The following is a 14,934-nucleotide window of genomic DNA, read 5'->3' as shown; positions in this document are numbered from 1 at the left end:
CAGCCATCGGGCCCGTATACCGGCACTCACGACAACAAACCCCTCACACATCGAAAAGGCATCAACAAAGGGAGTTCGGGACTGGCGATGGGGCGGGGCGGCAGCATGGGGCCGCCCCGCCGGGATGCCGGGGAGGTCAGTCCCCGACCGTTTCGGCGATCTGCTCCTGGCCGGCCATGGCGCCGGCCCAGACCCGGATGTCGCTGACCGTGGCGGGCAGATAGTGACCCCACGCCGCGCTCACATACGCCTTGCCGACGGCGAAGTCGCCGGTCCCCGCCGTCGCCGTGTAGGCGGTGGCGTCGCCGTTCTGCGCCTCGCCCACATAGAGGCTGACGGTCCCGGCCTGGGCGTCGAACACGCCGGTCAGGCGCACCGCGCTGCCCAGGTCGGCCACCGTGTCGGAGACCACTCCGGTGAAGCTGCCGTCGGCGTTCAGCCGGCCGAAGTGCCAGAAGCCGACCGGGATGGTCGCGTCGGTCTCGGGGTCGGTGTCGGTTCCGGTCAGCTGGTACCACAGGCCCCAGCCGGATCCGTCCGAGCTGCGTTGGCCGAGGACCTGCCCCACGTAGCCCACCGGCTTCGCCGCGAGCGTGGCGTTGTCCAGCTGTACCGCGGTGGTCGCGGTGAAGGATCCGGTGTCGTCCACCAGCGGTCCCGGTGCGGTCGCCGCGTCGTCGGTGCCGTCCAGGACGATCCCGGTTCCGTCCAGCGACGCGCCACCGGACAGGGTCAGGGCCGAGCCGTAGCCGGAGGTGGTGTCGGTCACGGTGGTGCCGGTCGCCGTGGACGGATCCCAGGCGGCAACCAGCTCCGCAGCCGCGAAGCTGTCGTTGGTCTTCAACTGTGCCTCGGTGGACAGTTCATCCGGCGACAGGGCGCGCTGCCAGACGGTGGCCTCGTCGATCTGTCCGCCGAAGTAGTCCGTGAAGGCGCCTGCCGTGGCGGCGTTTCCGCGACCGAACTCCAGCGCGCCGGTGTCCGCTTCGGGTTCTCCGCTGGGCACGGTCTGCGGGCTGCCCTGGGCTTTGCCGTTGACGTACAGCTGGATCGTTCCTGCCTTGGCGTCGTACACCCCGGCCAGGTGCGTCCACACCTTTACCGGCGGCGAGGTGGCGTCCGCGAACGAGCGCACGTAGTGCCAGGTGCCGGAGGAGTCGACCCAGTGCCAGTTGAAGATCCACTTGCTGTAGGCGGTGGAGTAGTAGATCGCGAAACCGGGCTGCGTGCTTCCGGTGCCGGTCTGGGAGAGCACCACGTAGTTGTGGGTCGGGGTGGCACCCATCCGGGCCCAGGCCTCGACCGTGTACGACGACCTGGCCTCCACCACCGCACCCGACGTGGCCGCGTAACCAGCGGAACCGTCGAGGGTCAGACCGGTGTCCGTCACCGGCGTCGCCAGCTCCGCTCCCGTCGCGTCCCGTGTCAGCACACCGCGACGGCCACGGCCATCACGGGAGGCGCCGGTCGCGGAGAGTGTCGCGTCGTCCTGCTCCGCCGCCACCGTCGTGGACGTGTCGAGCGCGGCACCGCTCGCCTCGTCGAAGTGCCACTGACCGATCGGGCCGCTGCCCTCCGCGACCAGGAAGTCCACCGAGTTCGTGGCACCCCAGCCCAGCGAGTCCTCGGCCCGTACGAAGACGGTGAAGGTGCCCGAGGCAGGTGGTGTGAACACGGTGGTCGGCTTCGAGGCCGGGATCACCGGGGACCAGGCGGCCGAGGACGACATCTTGTACTGGTAGCCGGTGACGGTGGCCGCGTCCCCGGAGGCGGCGCTGAACGTGAACGTCACATCGGTGCCCGGTCCGCCCGCCGCCGTGCAGGAGCTGTCGCACACCGAGTACGGGCTCGACAGGGCGATCCCCGGGGCCTTGGGACGGGTCGGGTCGACCTTGAAGTAGCACCAGCCCGTCGTCGACGCGTTCGACGGCCCCGACAGCCAGTCGGCCCCGCTGTTGTAGTACGAGCGCGTCCACGCCCGGTAGCGGTACAGCGTGCCCTCGGTCAGCGTCGACGTCGGCACGGTGCCGGGCGACACGTTGTCTCCGACATAGCCGCTGGTCGGCCGCTCCGCCTCGTAGGCGTCCGACCAAGTGCTGGTGCTGGTGCTGTACTTGTCGACGTCGTAGGCGATCCGAAGCGAGGCCCCAGACTCACCGCCGGCCGCGGTCTGCGGTGTCGCGGCGAGCGAGGGTGTCGGGCTGGACACCACCAGCGGATCCGACTGGTCGGTCTCGCAGACGACACTCGTCCCGACGACCAGACCGATCTTCGTGGGCTTGGCGGGTATACCGACGTACTTCACATCGAGTTCGGCGTCGTCGTCGAACCGCTTCCAGCTGTTCGGATCGGTCTCGTCGTGCGCCTTGAGCATCAGCGTCAGCCGGGAGAAGTCGCCGGCGGCGAACTTCGTCACGGTCGAGGTCAGGTTCTCGTTGGTCTCGTCGGGATTGTCGTTGAACTCGATCGGGGCAGCGGGCTGGCTGGGATCGCAGGCCGACCCGCGCCCCGCGGACACGTCCCGGTCCACCATCAGGTCCCAGTTCGCCGTCGGGCCGGGCCAGTTCGTCGAGGACGAGATGTTGCCCGTGCGCACCAGGTCCACCCACGACGCCGTGCAGGACATCGACCATTTCTCCGTGATGGCGAAGGTGGCGTCCAGGACGTGCTTGCCCGCCAGCTTCGCCGGCGAGAACTCGAAGTACATGCGGTTCTTGTAGCCGGAGCCGCAGTAGTACGAGACGCCCCCGGTGACGTAGGTGCCGCAGTAGCCGACGCCCTTTCCGCTGTCGCCCCCGGAGAAGTTGTAGAACGTGTCCCCGTCCGAGGACAGCAGGGTCCGCTCGGAGGCCGTCATGCCGACATCCGGGTCGATGTACTGGGGGAACACCGCGGAGTCGTCGGCCAGCATCGCCGCGTCCGGTGTCACCGTGATCGTGGTCTGCTCCGCGGCGACCGGCAGACGCGTGGAGGAGTCCCCGTCGCTGGGCCCCTCGGCCGGATCCGGCGTCGCCTCACCGTCGTCACCCGCGGTCTCGGCCGTGGCGGTGTCCTGCGCCGTTGTCGTGAACGACGCCTGGGACGCCGAACCGGACGAGTCCTCGGGCGTGGCGGAGGCGGTCGCGGTGGCGTCGCCTGCCGAGTCCCACTGCTGGGCGGCGGGAGAACGGAAGACGGCGTTGCCGTCGTCGTCGACCGCGGACACGCCGCCGTCGCCTCCGTCCTGGAGAGTCAGCCCCTGGGCCTTCACCGGGAAGGACAGTTTCTTCAGTTCCGGATTCGCCCCGGCAGAGGCTGAGTTGACGACGAGCACCTCGCGGTAGCCCTCGGTGGTGGCGGTCATCCGCAGGTCCACGCCCGGCAGGACGTCCGCGTACACCGCGGAGTCACCATCCAGGGTCGGCTTCGGCAGGGTGCCTGGCCAACCCACGGTCAGCGAACGCCCGTTGAGCGACAGCTTCACCAGGTCTGCGCCGGCGCCGCCATCCGAGAAGGAGATCTTGGCAACCGCCGCCATCGGCCCGACGGAGCCGTCCGACCGCTCCTCCAACGTCGCGTCCGGCTGCGCCCAGGAGCCGTCGGCCTGTTTCACCCGCACCGGAACGGCAGAGTCCTTGAGCGTGAACGTCACACCGTCCGGATTGGCGAACGTCGTGGTGTAGGGCGTGCGCTCACCCACGACCTCGACCTGCTCACCGGTCTCCGCCGCCTTCTCGGCATCCGCGCGAGCCTCTGGCGTCGCCTGGCCGGTCGTCGTCGTGTCGTCCGCGCGGGCTCCTGTCGGCGGCAGGACAAGAGTCGGCAAGGCCGCCGTCACAGCGACCGCCGCCGCAAGTGCGACGGCACGTCTACGCGCGCCAACCGCCGAGCGCGCACGCCAAGCAAACCCCATACCCACCCCAAACGTTCACGGAGTTCTTACCCCTCCCATGTGGCCGCCTCATGACAGCCGTCCTCATCACCGCTGGTCAATGGCATGCACAGAGAAGATGCACTAGATCTGGCCAAGGCTGGAAAGGGACCGAACAGGATAAAGAAGAACCAGGGGGAACTTGGACCTAGCGGGCTTATGCGTACTGCGCCATCAACACCCGACCGCGATCAGACACAGCCGCCCACAGGGCTGGAGTCTGGCGACCAAGCAACCACGCATCGAGTTGCTTCAGTAAATTGAATGACCGAATGCCACTTGACCCACCAGGATGCAATGAAGACGCATTCTCGTGTGATTGATGGACAAAGCACCATCACTCTGACGTCACCAAGCTGACTTTCACGCGATAGCGGGTTATTGACTCCAGCGAACTTGGGGAACCCCGGTTTTCGGAAACCGGCCATCGAGGGCGGCAAGGGCGCCCCCTTTCGGCCTCGCCACCGCCTCACCTCCGCACTCCTTCGAACCATCACAGCGAGCCGCACCCACACCGGCACTCACTCCCGGCCAGCCGTGGCCGATATGCGCCCCCCGGAAAGAGAAAGAAAACACAAAGGAAAGCAAAGGGAGCCGACAAGGGCACAGGAAACACACAGCTTGCTGGCCTGGATTTCGACGTCTGCCTTGTCCCGTGATGCTGCCGCAGCCTGAACCCAAAGCCCGGTTTCCTGAGTCGGACTGTAGGGATCGCGTCCCACCCCCGGTCGGTCAAACCCACGGTTTTGAGCTGCGGAGTTCTGGCTTTCGCTGTCCGAGCATCGCTCGGTCGTGAGTACCCGACTGTCTCGTTTTCGGCAGGCTCCCTCTGGCAGACCTCCCACGAACACGCCATCTGCCCCAGTTGCTCAACTGCTCGGCGTCCCCGGCCCGACCGCCTGCCTCCGACTGCACTAGCGCAAATCTCCGGCCCCGCCAAATCCGTCTTCGGGCCACATCCTCGTCCTCCGCATGGCCCCGACCTCTGCGAGGTGCACCTCTCGTGGCGGAAATACGCCCGCACATCACCGTCGCCCACCACGCCCAGTACGGCGTCGTGGCCGCGATGTCGCACGACAACCACGTCGCCGATCACATGCTGCGGCGGGTCGGCTTCGAGCGGCTGCCCGGCAGCCGCCTGTACGCGCTGACCGAGCCGGACCGTGATCTGACGCGGCGCGGACAGCAGGCCGTTCAGTCGTTGCGCGCCGCGCGGTACAGCGTCACCTCCGACGCCGTGTACGACCTCAAGCCCGTCACCCGTCCCAACCCTGGCCGAGGTCTCTTCGACGGGCAGGCGAACACCCCCGTCCCGGAGTTCCTCGGCGCTGGGGAGGCGGTCTCCGCCTCCGCCCGCGCGCTCGACGCCGACATCCGGGCCGCCCGGATCGTCGTGCACGACCAGGTCCGCGATCCCGACGGCACGTTGCGCGCGGTCGGCACCGACGTCCGCACCGGCGAAGGCGTACTGCTGCACGGCGAGGGCGATCTGCGCTACGTCGAGACGCGGCTGGACAGCACGGCCCTCGCGTTCGACGCGCTCTCCTACATCCGCGGCAACGGACGTCCCGATCCGACTCCCGCGACCTCGCAGCGCCGGGTCCAGGCCGCCACCGCCATCTCCCCGGCCCGCGCGAGCACTTCGCTGCCGCAGCGGCCCGACGTCACCGTCGCCTTCCACCCGGCCCAGGCCCCCCGGCAGCCGGCCCGCGCCCGCTAGGTCATCCGAACCCAAAGGAATCCTTCAGCATGAAACTGCAACTCGAGCCCGACGTCGCCTTCGGTGTCCACCCGGAGTTCGGTGTGGTCGCCGCCGTATCGGACGATCACCCGTTCCTCGACGAGGTGCTGCGCAAGCACCACTTCCGCCACAACAGCACCCTCGATCTCTACACGCTGGCCGATGACACCCCGCACAACACGACGGTGCGGGCCGTGGCTCGTGCCAGCCGCGAGTTCCAGGACGTCGGCCTCTCGGTCGCCGCCGATCCGCGCATCATGCTGCCGCCGCCGATCCCGACGTCGGACGGGGCGCCCGCACGTCAGGCGCTGCCAGGGCAGTCACTGACCGCGCTGACCGGGGAACTGCACGAACTGCGCCGCTCGGCCGATGTCGCCGACGTCCTGGACCAGATCCTCGACGAACACCACGGCGTTGTCGGGGACTTGGAGGAATTCATCGACACGGCCGCCGCCTGGTGCGACCGGCTGGGCACCGCCAACGGCCGCGAGCTGGGCCAGCACCTGCGCACCATCGCCCACCACGTCGCGTTCCTCGGTGATCAACTCGTCACCGCCCAGCTCGACCTGGCGGTCATGCCGGACGTGACCCCGGAAGGCGCCCCGGCACTGGCCGACGTACCGCTGCTGCCCCGGTACGAGCTCCCGTCGGTCACGCACACCGCCCGCGCCCGCGCCGCTCTCGCCTCCTCCCCGAACCGCCCGACCACACCGTCCACTTCGCCGGACGAAGCAGCCCGTGCACCGGCTGCCCCGTCCAGCCCCCGTCGTACGCGCTGACCTTCCTCTCGATCCCACGAAGGAGCCCGGCTCATGGCCGTCAAGAAGATCTGGACCATCAACCACACCTGCGGAGACACCACGCAGGTCGATCTCTCCGACCGTCCGGCCGACCGTCGGGCCGGCTACGCCCGCTGGCTCGCCGAGCGCGACTGCACCGACTGCTGGCGCGCCACCCAGGGCGAGGACAGCGAGTCCAAGGCCGAGTGGCTGGCGAAGAAACGTGCCGCCGAGCAGGCCGAGGCCGAGGAGTGGTCGACGCAGTATCAGATGCCCCCGCTGGAGGGCACCGACCGGGCCATCGCCTGGGGCACCCGCTGCCGCCATCAGCTCATGGCCGCCGCGTACACCGCCCTCGTCGCCGAAGGCACCACCAGCGAGGAGGAGTGGGCCGCCATCGAGGACGCCGCCCGGCCCCTGACGCGTGCCGGTTGGTGGCTGGACCAGCGCGACGCCGATCCCACCGACCTGCCCGAGCTGCTGGCAGCCGCCACCGCGGGCGACCGGCCCACCGAGAACCCTCACTTCTGACCCGCCCGCGGAGGCTTCCATGTCCACCACGCCCCATGTCGTCATCACCCGCGAGCCGACCGGCAACGTCATCGCCGAAGGCGGGGACGAGCTGGCCGTCACCCTCCTCAAGCGCGCGGGCTTCGTCATCGAAACCACCCCGCTCTCCTTCTGGTACCGCCTGCCCTGGGATCTGGGCGAGGAGCGCGAGAACCGGATGGCCAGCCACGCCGCCCGGATGCTCACCGCAGTCGGTTACCAGGTCGAACTCGATCCCGGCCTCGACGTCACGCGGATCACCACGCCCACCGACCCCCTCGGCACGCGCGTGTACGGGCAGCAGATCCTGTCCCTGACCGACCAGCTCAACGCAGCCGAGACGTACGCGGGGGCGGCCGCCCTCGTCAAGCACGTCGTGGACCCGGACGACGGCGTCCTCGTCCGCCTCGGCGAGTTCTTCGAGGCCGCGGCCGTGCAGGCCAACGTCGCCGACACTGATGACGGCTGGTACCTGTCCCACCTTTGCGAGGACGCCGCTGCCACGCTCACTTCTCTCGCCGAGGACGTGCGCGACGCCGGCCACCAGATGCAGAGGCTCGGACCGCCCCGGAAGCGGAGCTGGCAGGAAAGCGTCGCCACCTACTACGCGACGGCCCCGAGCCCCCGCACCGGAGCCACGCCCGCCGCCGAAGAGCCCTCCGTCACGCCGCCCAACACGCCCCGGCCGGGCCGGTCTCGCTGACCGCTCCCCCTCCGCTCCCTCCAACTCCTCTGCTCACCGCCACAGCCGCTAGGAGCCCGCTCGTGATCACCAGAGCCATTCGCCGCCCCGCCGCCACCCGTAGGTCCGCACCCCTCTGGATCCCGCCTTGCCATCTCCGCGTACCAGCACGCCCTCGACCACCACCGGCACCGACTTCCTCCTCTACCTCCTGATCGGCATTGCCGCTCTCGGCACGGCGGGAGGCTCGTTGGCCTGGCTGTTCGGCAATCTCGCCAACGCCGTGGTCGGCTCCGACCCGTGGGCCGCCTTCCAGCCGACCAACGCGCTCCTGCACCCCGAACTCCTCTGGCCGCATCTCGCCCGGCCCGCCGTCCTCACCGGCTGCTACCTGCTGCCCGCCGCCACCCTCATCGCGGCAGCCGTCCTCGGCGCCCGCCTGTGGCTGCGCTTTCACCGAAACCCCAACGGGCTGGCCGGTCAGCGGGACCTGGCCGACCTGCTGCCCATGAAGATCGCCGCGAAGGCCATCGACCTGCGGCCCAGCCTGAAGGGCACCAAGCCCAAGGCCGTCGCCCCGGACGACCGCGGCGTACTGCTGGGCACGCTGAAGCCGGGGGTCACCGAGGTCCGCTCGTCCTGGGAAGACGTGCTCCTCGCGATCATGGCGCCCCGCTCGGGGAAGACCTCGGGACTGGCCATCCCCGCGATCCTGCGCGCCCCCGGCCCGGTGCTGCTGACCTCGAACAAGGCGGCCCGCGACGCCTTCACGGCGACCCTCGACGAGCGTGCCCGGGTGGGCACGGTGTGGACGCTGGACCCGCAGCAGATCGCCCACGCCCCACAGACCATGTGGTGGGACATCCTGGCCGACGCCCACGATCTCGCCGGTGCCCGGCGGCTGGCCGGACACTTCGTGACCGCCTCCGTGGACGAGTCCAACGCGGGCGACTTCTGGTCCACCGCCGCCGCCAACACCCTCACCGCGCTGTTCCTCGCCGCGGCCCGCGACCACCGGCCGATCACCGACGTACTGGCCTGGCTCGCCTCCCCCGCCGACCGCACCCCCATCGACCTCCTCCAGGACGCCGGCCTCGACGGCGTCGCCGCCCAGCTCCAGGGCACCGTGGCCGGAGCCGTCGAGACCCGCGACGGCATCTTCGAGACCGCCCGGCAGTACGCCAGCTGCCTCCTCGACCCGGGTATCGCCGCCTGGGTCACCCCTCCCAACGACCTTGAGAAGGTGCGGGAGTTCAAGCCGGAGGCGTTCGCGACCAGCAAGGACACCCTGTTCCTGCTGTCGAAGGACGGCGGCGGCTCCGCCTCGGCGATCATCGCCGCAGCCGCCGACGCGGTGATGCGCGCGGCCGTCATCCAGGCCGAACGCGACGGCGGGCGCCTCGACGCCCCGTTGCTCGCGATCCTCGACGAGGCCGCCAACGTCTGCAAGATCTCCGATCTGCCGGACCTCTACTCCCACCTCGGGTCTCGGGGCGTCATCCCGATCACGATCCTGCAGTCCTACCGCCAGGGCGTACGGGTGTGGGGCGAGGCCGGCATGGATGCCCTGTGGTCCGCCGCGACGATCAAGCTGGTCGGCTCCGGCATCGACGACGCCGACTTCGCGGACAAGCTCTCCCGCCTCGTCGGTGACCACGACGTACGCACCGTCTCGGTGTCCACCAGCGAGTCGGGCAAGTCCACGTCGGTGTCGATGCGTCAGGAGCGGGTCCTGCCGGCCGACGCGATCCGGGCCCTGCCCAAGGGCTCCGCCCTCCTGCTGGCCACCGGAGTCCGCCCCGCCCTCCTCGACCTCAAGCCCTGGTACCGCGAACCGGACGCCGACCGGCTCGGCGCCGCCTCCGCCCAGGCGACCGCGGCCATCACCGAGCGGGCCCTGGCCAAGCAGCTGCACCTCGACGACTTCGGCCCGGCCGCATGACCGCCCCGGCCCGGCACAACGCGCGCACGAGACGCACGCACGGGCTTTCCCCGTCCCCGCCGCGTCCCCGAGCCGCTGCTCGACCACCCCCCTTGTTCTTGAGGTGCTTCCGTGTCCCACCCCGTACCAACCTGGGCATCCGTCCGCCCCTCCGAGCGACTCGCCGACACTCCCGCCGTACGCCGAGACGGTCGCTGGTGGCTGGTCACCCCGGCCGGCGCCATGCCCGCCTCGGACCCCCGCCTCACCAGCGAGCTGGACCGCTTCGCCGCCGACATGGCCGCCGCCGACCGCGCAGTCGCGAAACTGCGCACCGAGCGCGCGGACGTACGCGAGGACCAGCCGTGACTCCGCTCATGCAAGCCGAGCAGGCGGTGCTGGGCTCGGTCTTCCTGGATCCCAGCCAGATCGACCAGCTCTCGCCCTGGCTGCGGCCCGATCACTTCTACCGTCCGATCCACGCGGCCCTCTACGCCGCGATGCTCAAGCTCCACGCCGACGGTCACCCAGCCACAGCGGCAGAGAGCGGAGACCCGATCCCGTTGTCCTGGGTGACGGACACGGTGCGAGAGGCCAGCACCCGAACCCGTGGACTGACCGCGTCGTACGCCCACTCCTTGATCTCCGCATGTCCGCGCCCCACCCATGCGCCCGTCTACGGGCGGATGGTCCTGGAGGGAGCCATCCACCGCAGCGTCACCCAGCACGCCATCCGCCTCCACCAGGCCGCGCGTGCCGACGCCGTCCGCGGTGGAATCGCGGAGACGGTCCACCACGCCCAGGTCCTGTCCGACGTGCTCGCCGATCTCGCCCACCGGTGGGGAACCGAGCCGCGCCCGGTACCGCCCCGGGAGCCGATCACGTCGCCCGCCCAGCAGCCGCAAGCTGTCGACGAACAAGTCCTCGCCGACGAGGAGTTCCTCCTCGGCTGCATCAGCGCCCGGCCCGAGCAACTCCTCGACGTCGTCGACTGGCTGCGTCCCGGCGACTTCGTGGACATCGGCCACCAACAGATCTACCGCGCCCTGGGCGCCCTGCATCACCGCAACGAGCCCATAGACCAGCTGACCGTGCTGTGGGAGACCCAGCGCCGGGGCGCGCTGTCCGACGGGACGCTCAACGCCGAACGCGTCCTTAGGATCTGCGACCCGCTGTCCTTCTCCGGCGTGGCCGAGCACTTCGGCGAGCAGGTCGTCCAGGCCTCGCTCGTCCGCACAGCCGCCGCCGTCGCCCGGCAGGTGCGCGCGCTCGCCGACGACGAAGCCCTGGCCCCAGGACGGCTGATCGGCTACGCCCTGCACGCTCTCGGTCCCCTGGACGACGTACGCCGCCGCCTGCACCGCACGCACGAAGCCGACCCCGAGCCGCGGCGGCCGACCAGTCGGCCGGGTGCGTCGCCGCCTGCCGCCCGCATCGAGGCGGCCCGAGCCCGCAGCCGCCCGACAGCTACCCCAGCCCCCTCTGCGCCGGTCGCGGCCTCGTGCGCCGCGCTTCCCGACCGGCACAACCATCGGAGTCCGTCATGACCGACCACACCGGCCGAGCGGGCCTGGAGAAGGACGAACTGTACGCGCTGGCCCTGGAGTTCGAGCAGCTCCGAACTGAAGTGGTCCGATCGTACACGCACAGCTCCCTGCCCGACCTCGTCACCGCATCCCATCATCTCCGCGCACTGACAGGGCTCGTGAAGGACCTGTCCGACGAGGTCCTCTTCCGCGCCACCGACAGCGACCCGGGACTCGACTTCGGCCCGGTCATCGACGCCTACACCAGCGCGTCCGCCCCGGCGGGACGCGCCATGAACAACTACACCGAAGCCTTCGAACAGCTCGGATTCCTGCGCAGGTACGCGGAAGCCCCGGCCTCGGCGAATCTGCGCGACGCCCGCCAATCCGCGTTCGACGTCACGCAGGACCGGCTGGACCTCACGGTGGACTCGCTGCAGGAAACCTTTATCGAACTGCGGCGCGCCGCCGACCGGATCGACGGCACCCCACCTCGTGTGCTCGCCGCGCTGAGCCGCTCCGTACGACCGACGAACTCGATCTACCGCCTGCCCGCGGAACCGCCCGCCGCGGGTCCGGTCCGGCTCGCTTACACCCCGGCGCCCCGCCATGGCCGCTGACCTGAACTCGGCGGAGGCTCCGCCGTCGATCGGGAGCCTGTGTTCCGGGTACGGCGGTCTGGATCTCGGCGTCCAGGCAGTGCTCGGCGGAACGGTCGCCTGGCATGCCGAGATCGATCCGGGGGCGGCCCGGATCCTGTCCCGGCACTGGCCGGCCGTGCCGAACCTCGGCGACATCACGGCCGTGAACTGGGCCGAAGTCCCGGAAGTGTGCGTCCTGACGGCCGGGTTCCCCTGTCAAAGACGTCTCGGTCGCCGGCCGTCGCGCCGGACTGGCTGATGGCACCCGGTCCGGTCTGTGGCACCACGTCGTTCGCGCCATCGAAGCCCTCAACCCCTGCCTGGTGGTGATCGAGAATGTCCGGGGGCTCCTCACCTCGCCCGCCGGTTCCCCTGGCGACGTGGAACTCTGCCCGTGGTGTCTGGGAGACGCCGCAGGCCAGCCTGCTGTGCGCGCACTCGGTGCCGTACTCGGCTCCCTGGCCGACATCCGGTTCGATGCGCGCTGGTGTGTGCTTCGCGCCGCTGACGTCGGAGCCCCGCACCGCCGCGAGCGGATCTTCCTCGCCGCCTGGCCCTCCGGACGGATCACCGCTGCTCAAGACCCCGACCAGCAACCTGGGGGCCAACGGGGGAAGTCAGCATCCGGCGAAGCGCAAGCAGGGCGGCCACGGCCCGAACCTGGCGGACGAGGTCGAGTGGCTCCTGCCCACCCCGAAGGCCTCGGACGGAACCAAGGGATCGCCCAACCAGCGCCACAGCAATGGGGACTTGCCCCTGCCCTCGGCGGCGGCACGCCTGCGGCCCGCCCCGGATGCCACGTCCACACGCACGGCCAGGCAGCGGAAGAGCTCGATGGGCAGTACTCCGCTCACGCAGTCGCTGCCGCTGTTCGGGGACCCGTCGGCCACGGGGGACGGGCCGAGATCTGGGGCCCGTACGCCGCCGCGATCACCCGCTGGGAGCGGGCCACCCGTCCAGCGCCTCGACCGACCGATGACGCCGGCCGCCTCAGTCCGCGGTTCGTGGAGTGGATGCAAGGCCTTGCGCCCGGCTGGGTGACCGGCACCCCGGGGCTGGGACGCCCCGCCCAACTGACCGCTCTGGGCAACGGAGTTGTGCCCCAGCAGGCCGCCCGCGCCCTGCAGATCCTGGCCCCGCCCGGGACCGTGTGCCGCCATCTCGCGCCGCGCTGATCTGGGCCTTCTACACCCACTTTCCCGGCCGGGCCAAACCCCCGTTTCTCCGGAACCTCGTCACCCCACCCACCAGAACTTGCACCAGGGGTAGCCATGTCCGAACCCGCCCACGAGAGCGTGCCGGTGCGCATACCGGACCACGACCTCGACGACCTCGTTGCCACGGTCACCCGGCTGGTCGCCGAGAGCCGCAAGCAGGGCGAGACGCTCGCCCGGCTCACGGACGACCAGCCCGCCCCACAGGACGTCGAACCAGCCGGTCCCGAGCACCATGAAAACCCGGCATCCGCTTCCGGCCCGGCCGGAGGCAACACCAACGGCACCAAGGAGGACGGGCCGGCCTCGGTCTTCATCCTGGCGCTCGGCGCCCAGGCGTACGCCGTGGAGCTGGCCGCGCTGACCAACTGGGTGCACAACCTGCTCCTGCCGGTCTACGGACGGGAGATCACCACCGGCCGCCCGTGGTGCCACCAGTGGCAGGAGCACCCCGAGGCGGTGGCCCGGCTGCACGCCCTCTGGCTCGCCTGGCAGCAACTCACCGACGTCCAGGCCAGCCTCACCGGTCCCTCCACCTGGCACCGCGACCACCTCGACCCGGCACTGCTCCAACTCCGCACCCCAGATGGCCCGTTCGGCGCCTGCACTACCAGTGCGGCCCGTCCCCATCACCGGCTGCTGGCCTCGCCCGAGCCCGCCGGAGTCTGAGATGGCCCGCACGTACGAACCTTCAGCGCCGGACTACCGGCTCGACGGCTTCCAGGCCGCCACCGAGCAGATCGAGGACGACTTCTCCTCCGTCACGCTCTCGGAAGACCTGTTCGTTCCCTTCTCCGAGCACCACAGCGCCGACGGCCGCGACAGCCATCTGCTGCTGTACGACCGGTCCGCGATCTGGGACATCCCAGGGATGGCGGAGTACGTCACGCTGCACATCACCCGCGACGTCGAGCAGCGCACGTTCGACTTCGCCTCCGAGCGTCACCCGGTCGTTCCGCTGGCGCAGAACTGGCTGCTCCGCAGGGGCTGCCCGCCGGAAGCCGTCACGGGAACCCACCCTCACGGGCCCCGCCCTGCCGACGGACTCACGGCCCGTCTTGAGGACCTGCTCCGGGCCAACTCCGACAACCGGTACGAGGTCCTCGATCACCACACCGACAACCCATGCTCCTTCGACGTCGGCGCCGAGGTCCGCACGCTCGTCTACGACAGCCATCCCGACTCCGCGGATGCGCCGTATCGCCTCTTCCTCGAAGAGACGACCAAGGACCTGCGCTCCTACACCGTGCGGGAGGGCGCCTTCACCAGCGCCGAAGACGCCGATACGTGGATCACGGAGCGGAACTCGCCGCTCCCCCTGGCGCCTGCCCCACCGGTTTCCGCCGGCCGCAGGGCGGCAGCCGCCCGCGCTCGCTCCACGGTCACGGGCAACGGCCTCGCCGTAGCTCCGGCACCCGTATCACCACCGCGGTCAGCGACAGGACCTGCCCCAGCGCACTCCCGTGGACGCGCGCGATGAGCCGGGCACGGTACGCCTTCGCCGCCCATCCCGAGGCCCTCGCCGACCTACGCGCCGTCCCGGAGAACATCCGCGACCTGGCCCTGCTCGAACTGCAGCACCTGGTCCACGGCAACGAACGGGGCGCTGCCCTCCAGCGCGAACTGGCGGGCTGCCACAAGGTCTACGTCGACCCGGAAACCCGCTGGCGGCTGGTCATCCAGTACCGGGACGCTCCCGCCTCCTCCCAGCACAAACGGGAGATCTACCTCCTGGCCGTCGGCGAGCGCCAGGACCAGGCTGCCTACCGCACCGCGGCCCTCCGGCTGGAGCGCGAACGGGCGGCCACCGCCACGTTCCCACACGACCGGCGGGCCCAAGCCGCCAGGGCTCGCTCCCCTCAGCACCGCGGCGGGCAGCCGGTCGCCACTACCCAGCAACCCGCAGCAACGACCTCCGCCACGAACCGCGCCACACGGTCCCGCTGACGGCACTCAACCACCTTCGGAGAA

The 14,934-nt window shown here is 70.3% G+C and carries 14 protein-coding genes and 1 pseudogene; 14 read left to right on the top strand and 1 reads right to left on the bottom strand.

The genetic code is table 11. The features are described 5' to 3' along the window. Positions 1 to 136: 136 nt before the first annotated feature. Complete coding sequence (locus ABZ928_RS22570) at positions 137 to 3,805, bottom strand: LamG domain-containing protein (RefSeq protein WP_361521692.1); 3,669 nt, start codon at positions 3,803 to 3,805, stop codon at positions 137 to 139. Between the two features lie 1,108 nt (positions 3,806 to 4,913). Here ABZ928_RS22570 and ABZ928_RS22565 point away from each other — a divergent pair. The 14 genes and pseudogenes from ABZ928_RS22565 to ABZ928_RS22500 all read left to right on the top strand — a co-directional run bounded on the left by ABZ928_RS22565 (position 4,914) and on the right by ABZ928_RS22500 (position 14,910). Continuing rightward, positions 4,914 to 5,630, top strand: coding sequence for a hypothetical protein (locus tag ABZ928_RS22565; protein WP_361521690.1), 717 nt, complete (start codon positions 4,914 to 4,916; stop codon positions 5,628 to 5,630). Between the two features lie 29 nt (positions 5,631 to 5,659). After that, complete coding sequence (locus ABZ928_RS22560) at positions 5,660 to 6,430, top strand: hypothetical protein (protein ID WP_361521687.1); 771 nt, start codon at positions 5,660 to 5,662, stop codon at positions 6,428 to 6,430. A gap of 33 nt (positions 6,431 to 6,463) precedes the next feature. Continuing rightward, the gene (locus ABZ928_RS22555) at positions 6,464 to 6,961 is read left to right on the top strand and encodes a hypothetical protein (protein WP_361521685.1); all 498 of its coding nucleotides are present in this window, start codon (positions 6,464 to 6,466) and stop codon (positions 6,959 to 6,961) included. Between the two features lie 19 nt (positions 6,962 to 6,980). Beyond that, positions 6,981 to 7,682 carry a hypothetical protein gene (locus ABZ928_RS22550; RefSeq protein ID WP_361521682.1) on the top strand — a complete coding sequence of 234 codons (702 nt, stop codon included), beginning with the start codon at positions 6,981 to 6,983 and terminating at the stop codon, positions 7,680 to 7,682. Between the two features lie 127 nt (positions 7,683 to 7,809). Beyond that, entirely contained in the window at positions 7,810 to 9,603 is a 1,794-nt protein-coding gene (locus ABZ928_RS22545) for a TraM recognition domain-containing protein (RefSeq protein ID WP_361521679.1), read from the top strand. A 111-nt stretch (positions 9,604 to 9,714) separates the two neighbouring features. After that, entirely contained in the window at positions 9,715 to 9,951 is a 237-nt protein-coding gene (locus tag ABZ928_RS22540) for a hypothetical protein (protein ID WP_361521676.1), read from the top strand. Then, a complete protein-coding gene (locus tag ABZ928_RS22535) occupies positions 9,948 to 11,129 on the top strand; it encodes a DnaB-like helicase N-terminal domain-containing protein (protein WP_361521673.1) in 1,182 nt (393 codons plus the stop codon). The genes ABZ928_RS22540 and ABZ928_RS22535 overlap by 4 nt, the downstream gene beginning before the upstream one ends. Then, positions 11,126 to 11,728, top strand: coding sequence for a hypothetical protein (locus tag ABZ928_RS22530; RefSeq protein ID WP_361521671.1), 603 nt, complete (start codon positions 11,126 to 11,128; stop codon positions 11,726 to 11,728). Before ABZ928_RS22535 ends, ABZ928_RS22530 begins: the two co-directional genes overlap by 4 nt. Beyond that, positions 11,718 to 12,008: a DNA cytosine methyltransferase gene (locus ABZ928_RS22525; RefSeq protein ID WP_361521668.1), complete on the top strand. Its 291-nt coding sequence runs from the start codon at positions 11,718 to 11,720 to the stop codon at positions 12,006 to 12,008. The genes ABZ928_RS22530 and ABZ928_RS22525 overlap by 11 nt, the downstream gene beginning before the upstream one ends. Further along, a pseudogene (locus ABZ928_RS22520) lies at positions 12,001 to 12,249 on the top strand (DNA cytosine methyltransferase); the annotation flags it as partial. The gene ABZ928_RS22525 and the pseudogene ABZ928_RS22520, both read left to right, overlap by 8 nt. A gap of 513 nt (positions 12,250 to 12,762) precedes the next feature. Then, positions 12,763 to 12,924 (top strand): hypothetical protein, encoded by a 162-nt coding sequence (locus ABZ928_RS22515; RefSeq protein WP_361521665.1) that lies wholly within the window; start codon positions 12,763 to 12,765, stop codon positions 12,922 to 12,924. A gap of 96 nt (positions 12,925 to 13,020) precedes the next feature. Further along, complete coding sequence (locus ABZ928_RS22510) at positions 13,021 to 13,632, top strand: DUF4913 domain-containing protein (protein ID WP_361521662.1); 612 nt, start codon at positions 13,021 to 13,023, stop codon at positions 13,630 to 13,632. Position 13,633: 1 nt separating this feature from the next. Then, entirely contained in the window at positions 13,634 to 14,443 is an 810-nt protein-coding gene (locus tag ABZ928_RS22505; protein WP_361521660.1) for a hypothetical protein, read from the top strand. Continuing rightward, entirely contained in the window at positions 14,440 to 14,910 is a 471-nt protein-coding gene (locus tag ABZ928_RS22500; RefSeq protein ID WP_361521658.1) for a hypothetical protein, read from the top strand. Before ABZ928_RS22505 ends, ABZ928_RS22500 begins: the two co-directional genes overlap by 4 nt. Positions 14,911 to 14,934: the final 24 nt, after the last annotated feature.

The sequence above is a fragment of the Streptomyces sp. NPDC046909 genome (genome assembly GCF_040644695.1).
Taxonomy (GTDB): domain Bacteria; phylum Actinomycetota; class Actinomycetes; order Streptomycetales; family Streptomycetaceae; genus Streptomyces.
Note: the sequence above shows the minus strand (reverse complement) of the source record. Positions and strands in the feature narration are given on the sequence as shown.